This window comes from Rickettsia parkeri (assembly GCF_051427245.1).
Taxonomy (GTDB): Bacteria; Pseudomonadota; Alphaproteobacteria; order Rickettsiales; family Rickettsiaceae; genus Rickettsia; species Rickettsia rickettsii.
Genome location: NZ_CP195774.1, coordinates 1,288,344 through 1,301,832, shown reverse-complemented (window position 1 = coordinate 1,301,832; position 13,489 = coordinate 1,288,344). Strand labels below are relative to the sequence as shown.

Sequence of the window (13,489 nt, the reverse complement as noted above, 5' to 3'; positions counted from 1 at the left end):
TTAAAACTGCCACGGTAAGTTATTTTGTTTCCAGCCTTTATCTTGATTATTTCCTTCAAAGCCGTCACTAATATTATAACAATTTTTATAACCTATATTAGTTATAAAATTTGCTGCGATAAATGACCTATATCCTGAACGGCACAGAAAAAATATTATTGCATGAATTTTATCGTTAACGATAGATAAAAAATTATCTTCAAAATCTTTATTCAATTGCCAACTTAGAAAGATCACCTTATTTTTATTATCTAAATGAGGTATCCCCACTTGCTGCCACTCTTCTCTAGTTCTAACATCTACAAGAAAAGCATTATCATTTGAAATTAGCATATCATAAGCTTTTGTAGAACAGATATTTTGAACCGACATATTTATGCTTTTTTGCTGTTATTGATAATAAAAGTTAATAGAATTTTACCCATGTAGAATGGATTTATTAGAGTGCTGAATTATTAAAGCATTTTAAAATGATCTTGGTATCTGATTATTTTAATAATATTATTATAAAAAAATTTTGCAAGATGTTATAGATGAATAAATTAAATAAAAACTCTTTACAAAAGAAACTTTTTTACCGTAGTAAAAATCGCGGTTGCAGAGAAATGGATTATATACTCGGTAGCTTTGCCGAAAAGTACCTATCCTTAATGGATGAAACAAAACTTGGAAGCTATTCTTTAATACTTGATCAAAATGATAATGATCTTTATAATTGGATTAATAATAAATCTTCTGCTCCTTCTTATCTAGATGCCGAAATAATTGATAAATTACACAAAATAGCAAAAATATAAACTCCTGTAGAATGTTACAACAAAAATTTCCGGCGGCTGCCAAATCTTTCTTTACAATTGATAATTTTACTAAGAATCTTAAGCAAGATTTCATCTTGAGTGCGAGTAATGAAGAGGAGGCGTTGCAATTATACAAGCAAGCTTTATTTTTTTCTTCTAATGAAAATATTTATTACTTTCCAAGCTATAATACCATCCCTTATGACCATACGTCACCAAATGCAAATATCTTATCTAGACGTGCAGAAACATTAATCAAGCTAACAACAAATAATAGTAATAGCAACAAAGTACTTATCACTCATACAGTGAACTTATTAAACAAATTACCGCCGAAAGATTTTTTTTCTAAATATTTTTTGAAATTATCCCCTAAAATGAAATTTACTATGGATGAGCTTGTTATGTTTCTAGTAGACAATAGTTTTACAAGAAATGCGAGTAGCATCGATGTCGGGGAATTTGCGGTTAGAGGCGAAATCATTGATATAATATTGTCCGGTCCTAAAGCTTATAGAATTCATTTTAGCTGGGGTTATATTGAATCAATAAAAGAATTTGATATTGATACGCAAATTTCGACTAAATCCTGCAGGGAGCTTATTATTAGTCCTGCAAATGAGATAGTTTTAAATAGTGAAACTATAGGTAATTTTAAGAATAATTACTTACGAAATTTTGGAGTTAATCATACTGATAATGTTTTATATGAGGCGGTAATATCTGGAAGAAAATTCACAGGATATGAACAATTACTCCCATTATTTTACGATTCCTGCTCTAACTTAATAGATTATTTAAACGATCCTATTTTCATATTCGATCATTTGTCAAAACAAGCCATTTTAGAATTTGAACATAGTTATAACGATTTTTATTCGGCAAGGTCAGAGGCAAATAAACTTAAATTTAATAGTTTCTATCCCACCCTTTCACCGACTAGCTTATATTTTACCGCTTCTGAAATAACGGCATTACTAGAACAAAAAAATAATATACTACTTACTTTTGAAAACTCAGAGCAAGCTAGCTTAATTAAAAATATCGCTGCTACAAGTTTTATAGAAAAGAAAACGGTTTCCGATAAATTATTTGAGGTTATTAAAGCAAATTCTCATAAGAAAATTATTATAGGCTCAAGCGTTTTAAGTAGTTTTGAGCGAATCAAAAGCATAATTCAAAATTATGAATATAAATATAATGAGATAAATAAATTAGATGAGGCTAAGGCTTCAATAATAAATGTCGCGATAATTCCTTTAAATCAAAGCTTTTATACGAAAGAATATTTATTTATTACCGCTAGCGAATTATTAGAAGAAAAACCTAGCTCTACAAACACTAACAAAAAACTTAAAAATATCTTGCTGGAGCTTGATAATTTAGCTGAAGGCGAATTTGTTGTTCACAAAGATCATGGAATAGGGCAGTTTTTAAAGCTAGAAGTTTTAGAAATCAAAGGCAAACCACATGATTTTTTAAAGATTTTATATGCCGGCAATGATAAATTATATATACCAGTTGAAAGTATAGAGGTAATAAAAAAATACGGCAATGATAATGCGGAGCTTGATAAGCTTGGTAGCGTTTCATGGCAAAGAAGTAAGGCAAAGCTTAAAAAGCGTATAAAAGAGATAGCACTGCATTTAATACAAATAGCAGCTAAAAGGAAACTTAATAGTAGTGCTTCCGTTGAATTTGATCTTGAAGAATATGATAAATTTTGTGCTAATTTTCCTTTCAGCGAAACGGAAGACCAATTAATCGCTATAAACGATATTAAAGAAGATCTAAGAAACGGTATGTTAATGGATAGGTTAATATGCGGTGATGTCGGGTTTGGCAAAACAGAGGTAGCAATGCGTGCCGTCTTTATGGTAGCAAAATCTCTAAATGAACATTTACCTCAAGTAGCCGTAGTTGTACCGACAACTATTTTATGTAGTCAACATTTTTCAAGGTTCATAGAAAGGTTCAAAGGTTTTGGTTTAAATATCAAGCAATTATCTAGCGTTATTAGTTCTAAAGAAGCAAAAATTATAAGATCGGAGCTTGAAAGCGGTAAAATAAATATAATAATAGGCACTCATTCTTTATTACATAAAAATATAAAATTCTTTAATTTGAAATTGTTAATAATCGATGAAGAACAACATTTCGGTGTCGGTCAAAAAGAATTTCTTAAATCGCTAAAATCCTCTTCCCATGTACTTGCAATGTCGGCAACACCGATTCCTCGAACGCTGCAAATGTCAATGACCGGTTTAAAAGAACTTAGCATTATTGCAACGCCGCCTCTAAACAGGCTGGAAGTTCATACCTCGGTTATGCCGTATGATCCCGTTATTATCAGAGATGCATTATTACGCGAACATTTTAGAGGCGGAAGAAGTTTTTATGTAGTTCCAAGAATTAAAGATATAGAGGATATCGCAAAACAATTAAAACAAATCGTGCCGGAATTAAGTTATAAAATAGCTTACGGAAAAATGACTCCGAGTAAAATTGATGAGGTTATGAGCGAGTTTTATGCCGGCAAATTCGATATACTAGTCTCAACTACTATTATAGAATCAGGAATTGATATAGCCGAGGCAAATACCATGATCATACATAATGCTGATATGCTGGGTCTTAGTCAGCTATATCAATTGCGTGGTCGCATAGGTCGAGGTAAAATGCGGGGTTATGCCTATCTAACGGTAGCAAGTCATAAAAAGATGACATCGCACTCCTTAAGACGCTTAGAGATAATACAAAATAGTTGTGCTTTGGGCTCAGGTTTTACTATTGCAAGCCGTGATATGGATTTACGAGGTTTCGGTAATTTGATAGGTGAAGAACAATCAGGACAAATTAAAGAAGTAGGTACAGAACTATATCAAGAAATGCTGGAAGAACAAATAGCTATTTTTAAAGATGAACCGATTGTTTCAGAACAACCCTTTATCCCGACTATTAATTTGGGATTATCCGTCTTTATTCCAGATAATTATGTAGCCGATGCAGCTCTTAAACTTGGACTATATAGAAGAATAGGTAATTTAAGTAATGAGATAGAAGTAGAGACATTTAAAGATGAGATGATTGATAGATTCGGTTTACTACCGATTGAATTTAATAATTTACTTGATATTGTAAAAATAAAACTATTATGCTTTAAGTTAAATATTGAAAATCTAGATTCAGGAGATAACGGATTTGTGATTAAATTTTATAAAAATGCCGATATGACTGATAAAATTATAAAATTCGTTAGTACTTACTCTAATCAGGCAAAAATCAAACCAGATAATAAATTAGTGTATATCAAGAAATTAGTAGATAAAAATATAATTGTTGAGGCAAATCAACTACTTTGGAATTTATCGGAGGTGTAGACTCGATGTCATTCCTGCTCTGTCATTGCAAGCAGCCGTATGCTGCGTGGCAATCTCATGAAATAATAACAAACTCTTGAGATTGCTTCGTCAATTGCTATGCAATTTCCTCGCAATGACGGTAACACGTTTTTAACATAATAAATATGTCCCATAACCTAAAGCAATTATTTCAACAACATAACGTAAAAGGTTTGTCGATTAATTCTAAAACCGTTAAGGATAAAGATATCTTTTTTGCGATTAAAGGACGGAATACTGATGGAAATGATTTTATTAAGGATGCTTTAAGCAAAGGTGCAGTATTAGTAATTACGGACAATAAAAAAAATATTGTTATAGATAAAGTAATTTACGTAAAAGATGTGCAGGCAGCTTTATATGAAGCCATAGAAATATTCTATCCTAAAAAACCAAAGGATCTAATAGCCGTAACCGGTACTAACGGTAAAAGCTCGGTAGTATCCTATATAGCTCAAACATATTCGTTACTTGGGAAAAAAGCAGCATCTATAGGTACGATAGGGGTAGAAATATTTGGCTGCGTTAATCTTATAAATGATGTACCGGAATTAACAACTTTAGACTATTTAAGCTTTAGAAAAATTGCTCATAATTTAGCTGAAAATGGTATAGAATATTTAGTTTTTGAAGCTTCTAGTCATGGTCTTGATCAAGCAAGACTTAGGGAAATAAAAGTGAATATCGCATGTTTTACTAGCTTTAGTCAGGATCATCTAGATTACCACCATACAAAAGAAAATTATTTATTAGCCAAACTGAAATTATTTATAAATCATTTATTACCGAACGGTATCGCAATATTAAATTCTGATATAGAAGAAATAGAGTTTGTTAAAGATTATCTACATAATCATAATATTAAATTTATAACCGTTGGGACAAAAGGTGATTTAGAAATAACTAGACTTAACGGTTCTTTAAAAGGACAAAATATTAATTTTACATTTAATAATAGAGAATATAATTTTAATACCCGATAATTGGTAGCTTTCAGGCTAGTAATTTATTAATTGCTGTTCTTAGCATTCATTATATTGGTTTTGCTTTTGATGATGTTATAGATTCTTTAGTAGAAGTTAAAGCAGTAAAAGGCAGAATGGAGAGAATAGATAACACTAATATCTTCGTTGATTATGCCCACACTCCGGACGCTCTTGAAAAAGCTTTAACGGAACTGAAAAATATTAAATTACGTGATAGTAAGCTAAGCGTAATTTTTGGCTGCGGCGGTAATCGTGATAAGGCAAAGAGAAGTCTTATGGGGCAAATAGCCGCAAAACGTGCCGATACCATCATAATTACAGATGATAATCCACGCCATGAAGACCCAAAGCTTATTAGAGCTGAAATCATAAGCGGTATAGAGAAAGCAGATTATACAGAAATAGCAAATAGAGAAGAGGCTATTAAATACGGTATAAATAATTTAAAACAAGATGATATCTTATTAGTTGCCGGCAAAGGTCATGAAAATTACCAAATTATAGGCGATAAGAAATTACCTTTTGATGATGCTGAGGTTGTGAGGAAGTGTGTAAAAGTTTGTCATCCCGTGGCTTGACCCATAGTACCGGACAGTTTTAAAAAAACCTTGATGTCATCCCCGCGGAAGCGGGGATCCAGAAAAATAACTTTAATATTAATACAGAAGTTACATATTTGATAAAATAAACATATAAAAAGCTTGCTTTTTATATGTTTACTGGCTTCACGTCTACGCGGGAATGACATAAACACGCCATACAACAACACATAAATAACAAAAACATATGATCTGGAACTCTAAAACTTTAAGTGCTGTTCTCGGTATAACAATCTCTAATTCTATAAGTTGTAATGAAGTGCAATTTAATTCCAAAGATGTTAAAAAAGGTAATTTATTTATAGCACTTCAAGGTAATAGAGATGGTCACGATTATGTTCTAGATGCAATAGATAAAGGAGCAGCAGCCGTAATTATTAGTAAGCGAGTAGAGATCAATGATAAAGATAAAATTATCTTAGTCGATGATTGTTTTGAAGCTCTACAAAAAATGGCTTTATATAAACGAGAGAATTCAAAAGCTAAATTTATAGCTATAACAGGCAGCGTCGGTAAAACTTCTACAAAAGAAGCACTGAAAGTATTATTACAACATGATTTTCTAGTTTTTGCTAGCCGAGGTAACTTCAATAACAAACTCGGTATGCTTATTAATCTTGCTTCAATGGCTGATGATACGGAATATGCTATTTTTGAGCTTGGCATGAACCATAAAGGTGAAATAAGAGAGCTGGTTCAAATATTAAAGCCAAATATTGCCATGATTACTAATATTTCAGAGGCTCATTTAGAATTTTTTAACTCGCTTGAAGAGATAGCTGAAGCTAAATGTGAGATTTTTGCAAATTTTAGCAAAAATGATATTGCCGTTATTAATGCCGATACTAATTGCTATAACAAAATATTATCGATATTAACAAACCTTTCTATCACCGATATACATAGCTTTGGTAGATCAGCTAAAACTTCAGCAGAATTAATTTTATATGAGAACCTAGGAGAGCAAGTCTACTTAAAGTATAAGATAAATAAGAAAGTCTTAGATGTAACGATACCGTTTATTCCTCGGCATTTTACCGAAAATTATACCGGTGTACTTTTAATTATCGATATATTAGGTAAAGATATAGAGATAGCTGCAAATCACTTAGCAAATATTTCTCCTACTAAAGGAAGAGGGGAAATTATCAATATACAAAATTGTCGTGTAATTTGTGATTACTATAACGCAAGTCCGCAGTCAATGAAAGCTGCATTAGAATATTTAAAACAAGTACCTGCCGAGAATAAAACTGCTATAATAGGTGATATGCTAGAGCTAGGGGAAAATTCTAAACGATTACATGAGAAACTAGTACAGTACATATTAGATGCTGCTTGTTCTAAGGTCTATTTAGTAGGAGTAAATACTAAATATATTAATGATTTACTACCTTCCAAAATAGCTAAAAAATACTTTAAAAATGTTGATGAATTAATTACGCATATTACGGATTTATTTGAAGGTAATGAGCTGATTCTAATAAAAGGGTCAAGAGGCGTAAAACTTGATAAGATTGTTGATTATTATAAATAAATACACTAGGATATTCTTAATATTGTGTGGTTTGGTTGCCCGTCATTGCGCGGAAATTACGTAGTAATTGACGAAGCAATCTCAGGATGTTTGACGAGATTGCTGCCGCGCAGTCGTAGACTGCGCGCAATGACGATTTAGTATCCATGCACAATGAATAACATCAAAATATACTTTTAAATTTAAATCTACAAATGTTATACAATCTTTTACTCCCTCATATCCATAATTCACATATAGCTAATTTATTTCACTATATTACTTTTCGTAGCGGTCTTGCTATTATTATAACTCTAAGCCTTAGCTTTATCACGGGTCCGATATTAATAGAATTTCTGCGATCTCTTCAAAAAAACGGTCAGCCTATACGCTCAGACGGACCTGAATCGCATCAAACAAAAGTAGGTACTCCGACAATGGGGGGCATTATGATTATTTTGTCTAGTTGTCTTTCTACTTTATTACTTGCTGATTTAACGAATAAATATATTTGGATTACGTTATTTGGTTTTATTAGTTTCGGTATTATAGGATTTATGGATGATTATGCTAAGGTAACTAAAGATAATCATTACGGAGTAAGAGGAAAAAGTAAGCTTTTACTTCAAGGAATTATTAGCTTCATTATATGTGTTTTACTAGAATATCTAGATAAAAGTCCAAGTTATTTACTTAACGTACCGTTTTTTAAAAATTTAAGTTTGGATCTTGGTTATTGTTATATAGTTTTTGCTATATTTGTTATAGTCGGCTCTTCTAATGCCGTGAATCTAACGGATGGGCTTGATGGTCTTGCTACCGTTCCTATTGCCTTTACTGCCGGTTCTTTTGCTTTAATAAGTTATTTAGTAGGAAATCTAATTTACTCGAACTACTTACAGCTAACCTATATACCGAATACCGGAGAGTTAACGGTGTTATGTGCGGGATTAGTCGGTAGCTGCCTTGGATTTTTATGGTTTAATGCACAACCGGCAGAAGTTTTTATGGGCGATACCGGTAGTCTAAGTCTTGGCGGTGTGCTTGGTATTATTAGCGTTATTACTAAGCATGAAATAGTTTTAGCTATAGTCGGCGGCTTGTTTGTTATTGAAACGGCATCCGTAATTTTACAGGTATATTACTTCAAAGCTACTAAAGGAAAAAGAATATTTAAAATGGCACCGCTCCATCATCATTTTGAAAAACACGGCTGGCCAGAATCAAAAGTCGTAATAAGATTTTGGATTATTTCAGTTATATTTGCTCTTATAGGCTTATCATCCTTAAAATTACGTTAACTATATTCGTTTATCTATCTTTTATTTATCAAAATACATTACATAAATTAACTTTCTCTTTGCTTTTGTACAAGAAATTTGCTATAATACTGATATTAATTTATATTAGGTGTATGGCATGGTTAAAGAAATAGATATAAATAAATTATTAGCACAAGAAAATAATGCTTTAAATACTATATTGAGCCAAGTAAATGAATTATGCAAACAAAATAAGCAGTTGCAAGGTTTAATCGAAATACAAAATGAAACTAAACAACTAGAAAAAGAACATAATAGATCGTTGCCTTGGTTTAAAAGATTTGTAAAAACAGTTTCTAATGTAAAGTATATTTTGATAAAAAGTGAAGAACAGTTAACAAATGAAGCAATAAAGTATAATAATAAAATATTAAAAGATATTGATAATAAGATATATAATATAGCGGAAAAATCTGCACCTTTAAAGCAAGCATTACAAGAAGAAATCGAAAAAAATTTTAAGGATTTAACAAAGAAAGATTTATCTAAAGATCAAAGAGCAAGATTATCGGAAGTATTTTTTAGTTATAAGAGTAAACCTGAAAGATTCTCATCTCTACATATGACAAATCCCTTACAATTCATTAATGCTGAAGCACTAGAGAAACAATATAATTCTTTAAATGCTACAAAACAAAACATCCAAAATTTAATATCCGAAAATTCTAATATCAAAGAACTTAAAGAAATACAAAAACAGGTTGCTGAAATTAGGGCAGAAGTACCTCATACATTTTTTGAAAAGTTAAATAATATTTGGCAAAATGTTAAAAATGTTTTTGTAAATAATAGTGAGCAGGTTTTAGCAAAAAACAAAGAGAGTAATACTAGAACAATTAGAAAGATTGATGAACAATTATATAAAACGAAGCATAAATTTGAGGAATTAATTGAAAATAAAGAAAGAAATATTAAGGATATAATTGCAAAATTACCTGACAATGAGAAGTTACAAAAGATAGTAAGTAACCTTACAAATCACATGGCTTCACAAAAAGAACCAATATTAGCAAATGCGTCCCTAGCTAAACCTTTGGAAAATAATATAACACCACCGTCTCCTTTACCGGAAAATAACACTCCATCACCACCTCCACCTCCTTTACCGGAAAATAACACTCCATCACCACCTCCACCTCCACCTCCACCTCCTTTACCGGAAAATAACACTCCATCACCACCTCCACCTCCACCTCCACCTCCACCTCCACCACCGCCTATGGCTCCGGCTAAGACATTATCTAAGCCTGTAGAATCTACTACGGTTAAAAAACTGGAAAATCAACCAAGTCCTTCTATAGATACTTTTGATTTAATGAGAGAACTAGCAGGGCCAAAAAAACTAAAAAAAGTTGAATTTGACCCTAATACAGGAAAACCGGTTGCACATCCTCATAGTAAGCCTGCTCAGAATGTTAACAAACCTAGTGGACTTGAATCAATTTTCGCACGAAGAGTTGCTATAGAGGTGAGTGATAGTAGTAGCAGTGAAAGCGATAGTGGTAACTGGAGTGATGTTAGTGTTAATAGGAATAAATCAAAAATACTTAAAACTAAAGGAGAACGAGATGCTAAAATGACTACGCATGCTCAAAAAATTAATAATAGGAACTCACAAAAACCATCATTTGTTAGATAATAAATGTCATTCCCGCTTTGCGGGAATGACATAAAACACCATATAAATCTACCCTTTAAACTTCTTAGTTATTTCAACTATTCTTTTACCAAAGAAATTAGCAGTTTTTAAATCGCCTTGAGTAGGAGTAATATCAGGAGAAGATTTGTGGTTAGATTGAGTCATACGTCCTGACCAGCTACCTAAGCGGTGAATTTTATTGGGATCAGGCATCTCATGATCAGAAAAATTCGGAGCAGTTTCAGCTTGCCCGACCCAAATCATACAATGCTGCATAGCGAAGTGAAATAGCTGCTGAATACTGCAAATTTATTACCTGAATAAAAAGCAGAATTAGTAAAAGCTGCAGCTATTTTATCTTTCCATTTTTGTTGTGCCCATCTAGTTGAGGTAGCTTCCATAAATGTTTTAAACGATCTGGCTAAACTACCCATATAGGTTGGGACTCCAAAAATGATAGCATCTGCATTGTCTAATAAATCTCAATCGAGATTATTAGGTTTATCTTTATTTATTTGTATAAGAAACATTTGCTCCTGCTTCCTTTATGCTCTTATTTAGTGTTTCAGCTACTTTGCAGTATGACCGTATCTACTATAATATTTACGATAGCTACTTTAACCATGTTATTCTCCATATTATAAATTAACTATAAACTCGGCTTCAGTTTTAGACTTTATTTCTTCAATAGTAACATCGTCAGCTTGTCTAACTAATATCATTTCATCTTTATCAATATCAAAAATTCCAAGATCGGTAATGACTCTGTTAACTACTTTTTTACCTGTTAACGGAAAGTTGCATTCTTTTAATAATTTAGCACCGCCATCTTTTGCGTTATGTTCCATTATAATAACTACTCTTTTGGTGTTAGCGACCAAATCCATAGCTCCTCCCATACCTTTAACCATTTTACCCGGAATAGTCCAGTTGGCAAGATCGCCTGTTTGTGAGACTTGCATAGCACATAAAATAGTTAAATCGACATGCGAACCTCTAATCATCCCAAATGAAAAGCTACTGTCGAAATAGCTGCTTTCAGGAATAGCAGTAATAGTTTGCTTACCGGCGTTAATTAAATCAGGATCCTCCTCTCCTGCGTAAGGAAATGGTCCCATACCAAGCATACCGTTCTCACTTTGAAATATTACATTCACTCCTTGAGGTATATAATTTGCTACATGCGTAAGCATACCTATACCAAGATTGACATATAATCCGTCTTTAAGTTCCTCTGCGGTTATTTGATAAATTTCTTCTTTGCTCCAAGGCATATCTTATTTTTCCCTGACAGTTAATTGCTCAATACGTTTCTCATATTTTTTACCTACTATTAATCGCTGTATGAAAATATTAGGTGTGTGAATATTGTTAGGGTCAAGCTCTCCCACCTTAACTATTTCCTCTACTTCACAAACTGTAACTTTAGCGGCACCTGCCATGACTGCATTAAAATTTCGTGCAGTTTTATTATAAATCACGTTGCCGCTTTTATCAGCTTTAAAGCCTTTAATAATAGCAAGGTCAGCTTGAAGGGCAGTTTCCATTATATATTTTTTGCCGTTAAACTCCTTTGTTTCTTTACCTTCCTCTACAATTGTACCTATACCTGTTTTAGTATAAAAAGCCGGAATTCCCATACAAGCAGCCCTAATTCGTTCAGCTAAAGTTCCTTGTGGGTTTAGCTCAAGCTCTAAAACCTTATCAAGATATTGTTGCTCAAAAATCTTATTTTCTCCGACATACGAAGAAATCATTTTTTTTATTTGTTTAGTTTGAATAAGAAGCCCAAGTCCGAAGTTGTCAACACCGCAATTATTGCTTATAACTGTTAAATTTTGAACATTGCTTTTAAGAAGTGCATTTATTAAATTTTCAGGAATATCGCATAGACCGAATCCGCCCGACATTATAGTCATGCCGTCATAAAGAAGTCCTTCAAGAGCAGCTTCAGCCGAAGGATAGATTTTTTATTCATAAATTTTAAATTATTTAATATCTATTATTTAAGACATTAGGAAGATTTTCAAAAGAAGTCAAGGACATACACAAGTTTGGTATATTAAAAAAATACTTTACAAGAAATTAAATTTAACCATTGCGGCTTGTTTTTTGTATTCATCAACAGTATTAGTAACTGCATCAAATATTGATGACAATATAACAATTCAAGAAAATTCTAAAAAAATTATAGTTATGTAGTGACGTATGATAAAGATATGTCCTCAAGAGCGAGTAGCAATGTTGCTATGTCATTAATTGAAGGTTACCGTCAATTAGATGATGCTATGTTTGCCGATTCAGATAATATAGCTATGAAGATCTTACGTTATATTACAAGATTTACTGCTACATCTTGGATTATGGTAGGTAATCATGAAATAGGAGGTTATGGAGCAAGAGCAAAGAAGTTGATTTAAAAGTAACAAAATATGAAGTAGATCCTTTTGAGGGTACAACATATTTTAAAACTAAAGATTTTAATTCTTTGCAAGTTCATAAGCACATTGCTATAGATACAGGGGGCATGCAAGCAAGTTATTTGTTATCTGAAAATATTAAAGATAGATACATGGCAAGTAACAAAATTAATCCTACTTACGGTATAGGTTATTTATGGACAAGACTAGAGCAAACAAGTTATATTTTTAGTACTAAGTTTGATGGCAAAGATAAAAGCGGTGATGATATAAATACATATGTAAAAGCGATTAACTCCATATACGGTAAAAATTATATTACTAAAAATAAAATTTTTTCATATGCTTATTTAGATTTATTTGATCCGTTTTTATTCTATTCAGGATATTCATTTATTAACTTAAATAATATTCCGATGATTGAATTAGGACCGGTTAAATATTTACCGGCTACTAGAGCGATACTTGCTCCATACGGTTTAGAGTGTGGTTTAGTTAACCATTTTGTTGTTGATAACAAATATATGCAAGTTAATATTAATTACGGCAAAAATCAAAAATTTAAGTCTTACGGTGTCGGAGTTAAAGCTAATAACTTAGTCAAAGTTGAATTTATCGGTTTAGGTAAGGTATGCCTTTAAAATCCTCAGCTATAGTTAGAGCAGGGTTAAAATTAGATTTATAAGAGAAGGCTTTGTTGCATGATTAATATGTCATTCCTGCGAAAGCAGCAATCCAGAAAAAAGCGCGATACATCAAGCTTTTAATTTTCAAAACTTACTGTGTATGCACCGTTTAATTACTGGATT

The 13,489-nt window shown here is 32.0% G+C and carries 12 protein-coding genes and 1 pseudogene; 8 read left to right on the top strand and 5 right to left on the bottom strand.

Translation table 11 applies throughout. The annotated features are described in order from the left end of the window. Positions 1-372 carry a rhodanese-like domain-containing protein gene (locus ACSFFC_RS07420; RefSeq protein ID WP_004997961.1) on the bottom strand — a complete coding sequence of 124 codons (372 nt, stop codon included), beginning with the start codon at positions 370-372 and terminating at the stop codon, positions 1-3. 161 nt (positions 373-533) lie between these two features. On the opposite strand from ACSFFC_RS07420, the gene ACSFFC_RS07415 reads away from it, so the two are divergent. From ACSFFC_RS07415 to rickA, 6 genes and pseudogenes are all read left to right on the top strand, one after another. After that, on the top strand, positions 534-797 hold the full coding sequence (locus ACSFFC_RS07415) for an FAD assembly factor SdhE (protein WP_004997963.1): 264 nt from the start codon (positions 534-536) through the stop codon (positions 795-797). An 11-nt stretch (positions 798-808) separates the two neighbouring features. After that, on the top strand, positions 809-4,177 hold the full coding sequence (mfd, locus tag ACSFFC_RS07410) for a transcription-repair coupling factor (RefSeq protein WP_014410899.1): 3,369 nt from the start codon (positions 809-811) through the stop codon (positions 4,175-4,177). Positions 4,178-4,323: 146 nt separating this feature from the next. Further along, positions 4,324-5,762, top strand: a pseudogene (locus tag ACSFFC_RS07405) (UDP-N-acetylmuramoyl-L-alanyl-D-glutamate--2,6-diaminopimelate ligase). 208 nt (positions 5,763-5,970) lie between these two features. Further along, entirely contained in the window at positions 5,971-7,320 is a 1,350-nt protein-coding gene (locus ACSFFC_RS07400; protein ID WP_014410897.1) for a UDP-N-acetylmuramoyl-tripeptide--D-alanyl-D-alanine ligase, read from the top strand. Between the two features lie 194 nt (positions 7,321-7,514). Continuing rightward, the gene (mraY, locus tag ACSFFC_RS07395) at positions 7,515-8,600 is read left to right on the top strand and encodes a phospho-N-acetylmuramoyl-pentapeptide-transferase (RefSeq protein ID WP_014410896.1); all 1,086 of its coding nucleotides are present in this window, start codon (positions 7,515-7,517) and stop codon (positions 8,598-8,600) included. Positions 8,601-8,718: 118 nt separating this feature from the next. Next, on the top strand, positions 8,719-10,260 hold the full coding sequence (rickA, locus tag ACSFFC_RS07390; RefSeq protein ID WP_045817004.1) for an Arp2/3 complex-activating protein RickA: 1,542 nt from the start codon (positions 8,719-8,721) through the stop codon (positions 10,258-10,260). 48 nt (positions 10,261-10,308) lie between these two features. Here the strand turns inward: rickA and ACSFFC_RS07385 are convergent, their stop codons facing one another. The 4 genes from ACSFFC_RS07385 to ACSFFC_RS07370 all read right to left on the bottom strand — a co-directional run bounded on the left by ACSFFC_RS07385 (position 10,309) and on the right by ACSFFC_RS07370 (position 12,179). Further along, a complete protein-coding gene (locus ACSFFC_RS07385; RefSeq protein WP_004997978.1) occupies positions 10,309-10,524 on the bottom strand; it encodes a hypothetical protein in 216 nt (71 codons plus the stop codon). Beyond that, positions 10,521-10,694: a flavodoxin family protein gene (locus tag ACSFFC_RS07380; protein WP_004997979.1), complete on the bottom strand. Its 174-nt coding sequence runs from the start codon at positions 10,692-10,694 to the stop codon at positions 10,521-10,523. The genes ACSFFC_RS07385 and ACSFFC_RS07380 overlap by 4 nt, the downstream gene beginning before the upstream one ends. Before the next feature lie 204 nt (positions 10,695-10,898). Beyond that, positions 10,899-11,534, bottom strand: a complete 636-nt coding sequence (locus tag ACSFFC_RS07375; RefSeq protein ID WP_014410894.1) for a 3-oxoacid CoA-transferase subunit B — start codon at positions 11,532-11,534, stop codon at positions 10,899-10,901. Positions 11,535-11,537: 3 nt separating this feature from the next. Next, complete coding sequence (locus ACSFFC_RS07370; protein WP_014410893.1) at positions 11,538-12,179, bottom strand: CoA transferase subunit A; 642 nt, start codon at positions 12,177-12,179, stop codon at positions 11,538-11,540. A 282-nt stretch (positions 12,180-12,461) separates the two neighbouring features. Here ACSFFC_RS07370 and ACSFFC_RS07365 point away from each other — a divergent pair, with 282 nt between their 5' ends. Both ACSFFC_RS07365 and ACSFFC_RS07360 read left to right on the top strand, forming a co-directional pair. Beyond that, entirely contained in the window at positions 12,462-12,680 is a 219-nt protein-coding gene (locus tag ACSFFC_RS07365) for a hypothetical protein (RefSeq protein WP_231564143.1), read from the top strand. A gap of 68 nt (positions 12,681-12,748) precedes the next feature. Then, complete coding sequence (locus ACSFFC_RS07360) at positions 12,749-13,321, top strand: hypothetical protein (RefSeq protein ID WP_041472227.1); 573 nt, start codon at positions 12,749-12,751, stop codon at positions 13,319-13,321. Positions 13,322-13,489: the final 168 nt, after the last annotated feature.

What these genes read in the sequence shown, in the direction of transcription:
- ACSFFC_RS07420 (WP_004997961.1), bottom strand. Translation starts at nt 372, where the DNA reads ATGTCGGTTCAAAATATCTGTTCTACAAAAGCTTATGATATGCTAATT.
- ACSFFC_RS07415 (WP_004997963.1), top strand. Translation starts at nt 534, where the DNA reads ATGAATAAATTAAATAAAAACTCTTTACAAAAGAAACTTTTTTACCGT.
- mfd (WP_014410899.1), top strand. Translation starts at nt 809, where the DNA reads ATGTTACAACAAAAATTTCCGGCGGCTGCCAAATCTTTCTTTACAATT.
- ACSFFC_RS07400 (WP_014410897.1), top strand. Translation starts at nt 5,971, where the DNA reads ATGATCTGGAACTCTAAAACTTTAAGTGCTGTTCTCGGTATAACAATC.
- mraY (WP_014410896.1), top strand. Translation starts at nt 7,515, where the DNA reads ATGTTATACAATCTTTTACTCCCTCATATCCATAATTCACATATAGCT.
- rickA (WP_045817004.1), top strand. Translation starts at nt 8,719, where the DNA reads ATGGTTAAAGAAATAGATATAAATAAATTATTAGCACAAGAAAATAAT.
- ACSFFC_RS07385 (WP_004997978.1), bottom strand. Translation starts at nt 10,524, where the DNA reads ATGATTTGGGTCGGGCAAGCTGAAACTGCTCCGAATTTTTCTGATCAT.
- ACSFFC_RS07380 (WP_004997979.1), bottom strand. Translation starts at nt 10,694, where the DNA reads ATGGGTAGTTTAGCCAGATCGTTTAAAACATTTATGGAAGCTACCTCA.
- ACSFFC_RS07375 (WP_014410894.1), bottom strand. Translation starts at nt 11,534, where the DNA reads ATGCCTTGGAGCAAAGAAGAAATTTATCAAATAACCGCAGAGGAACTT.
- ACSFFC_RS07370 (WP_014410893.1), bottom strand. Translation starts at nt 12,179, where the DNA reads ATGACTATAATGTCGGGCGGATTCGGTCTATGCGATATTCCTGAAAAT.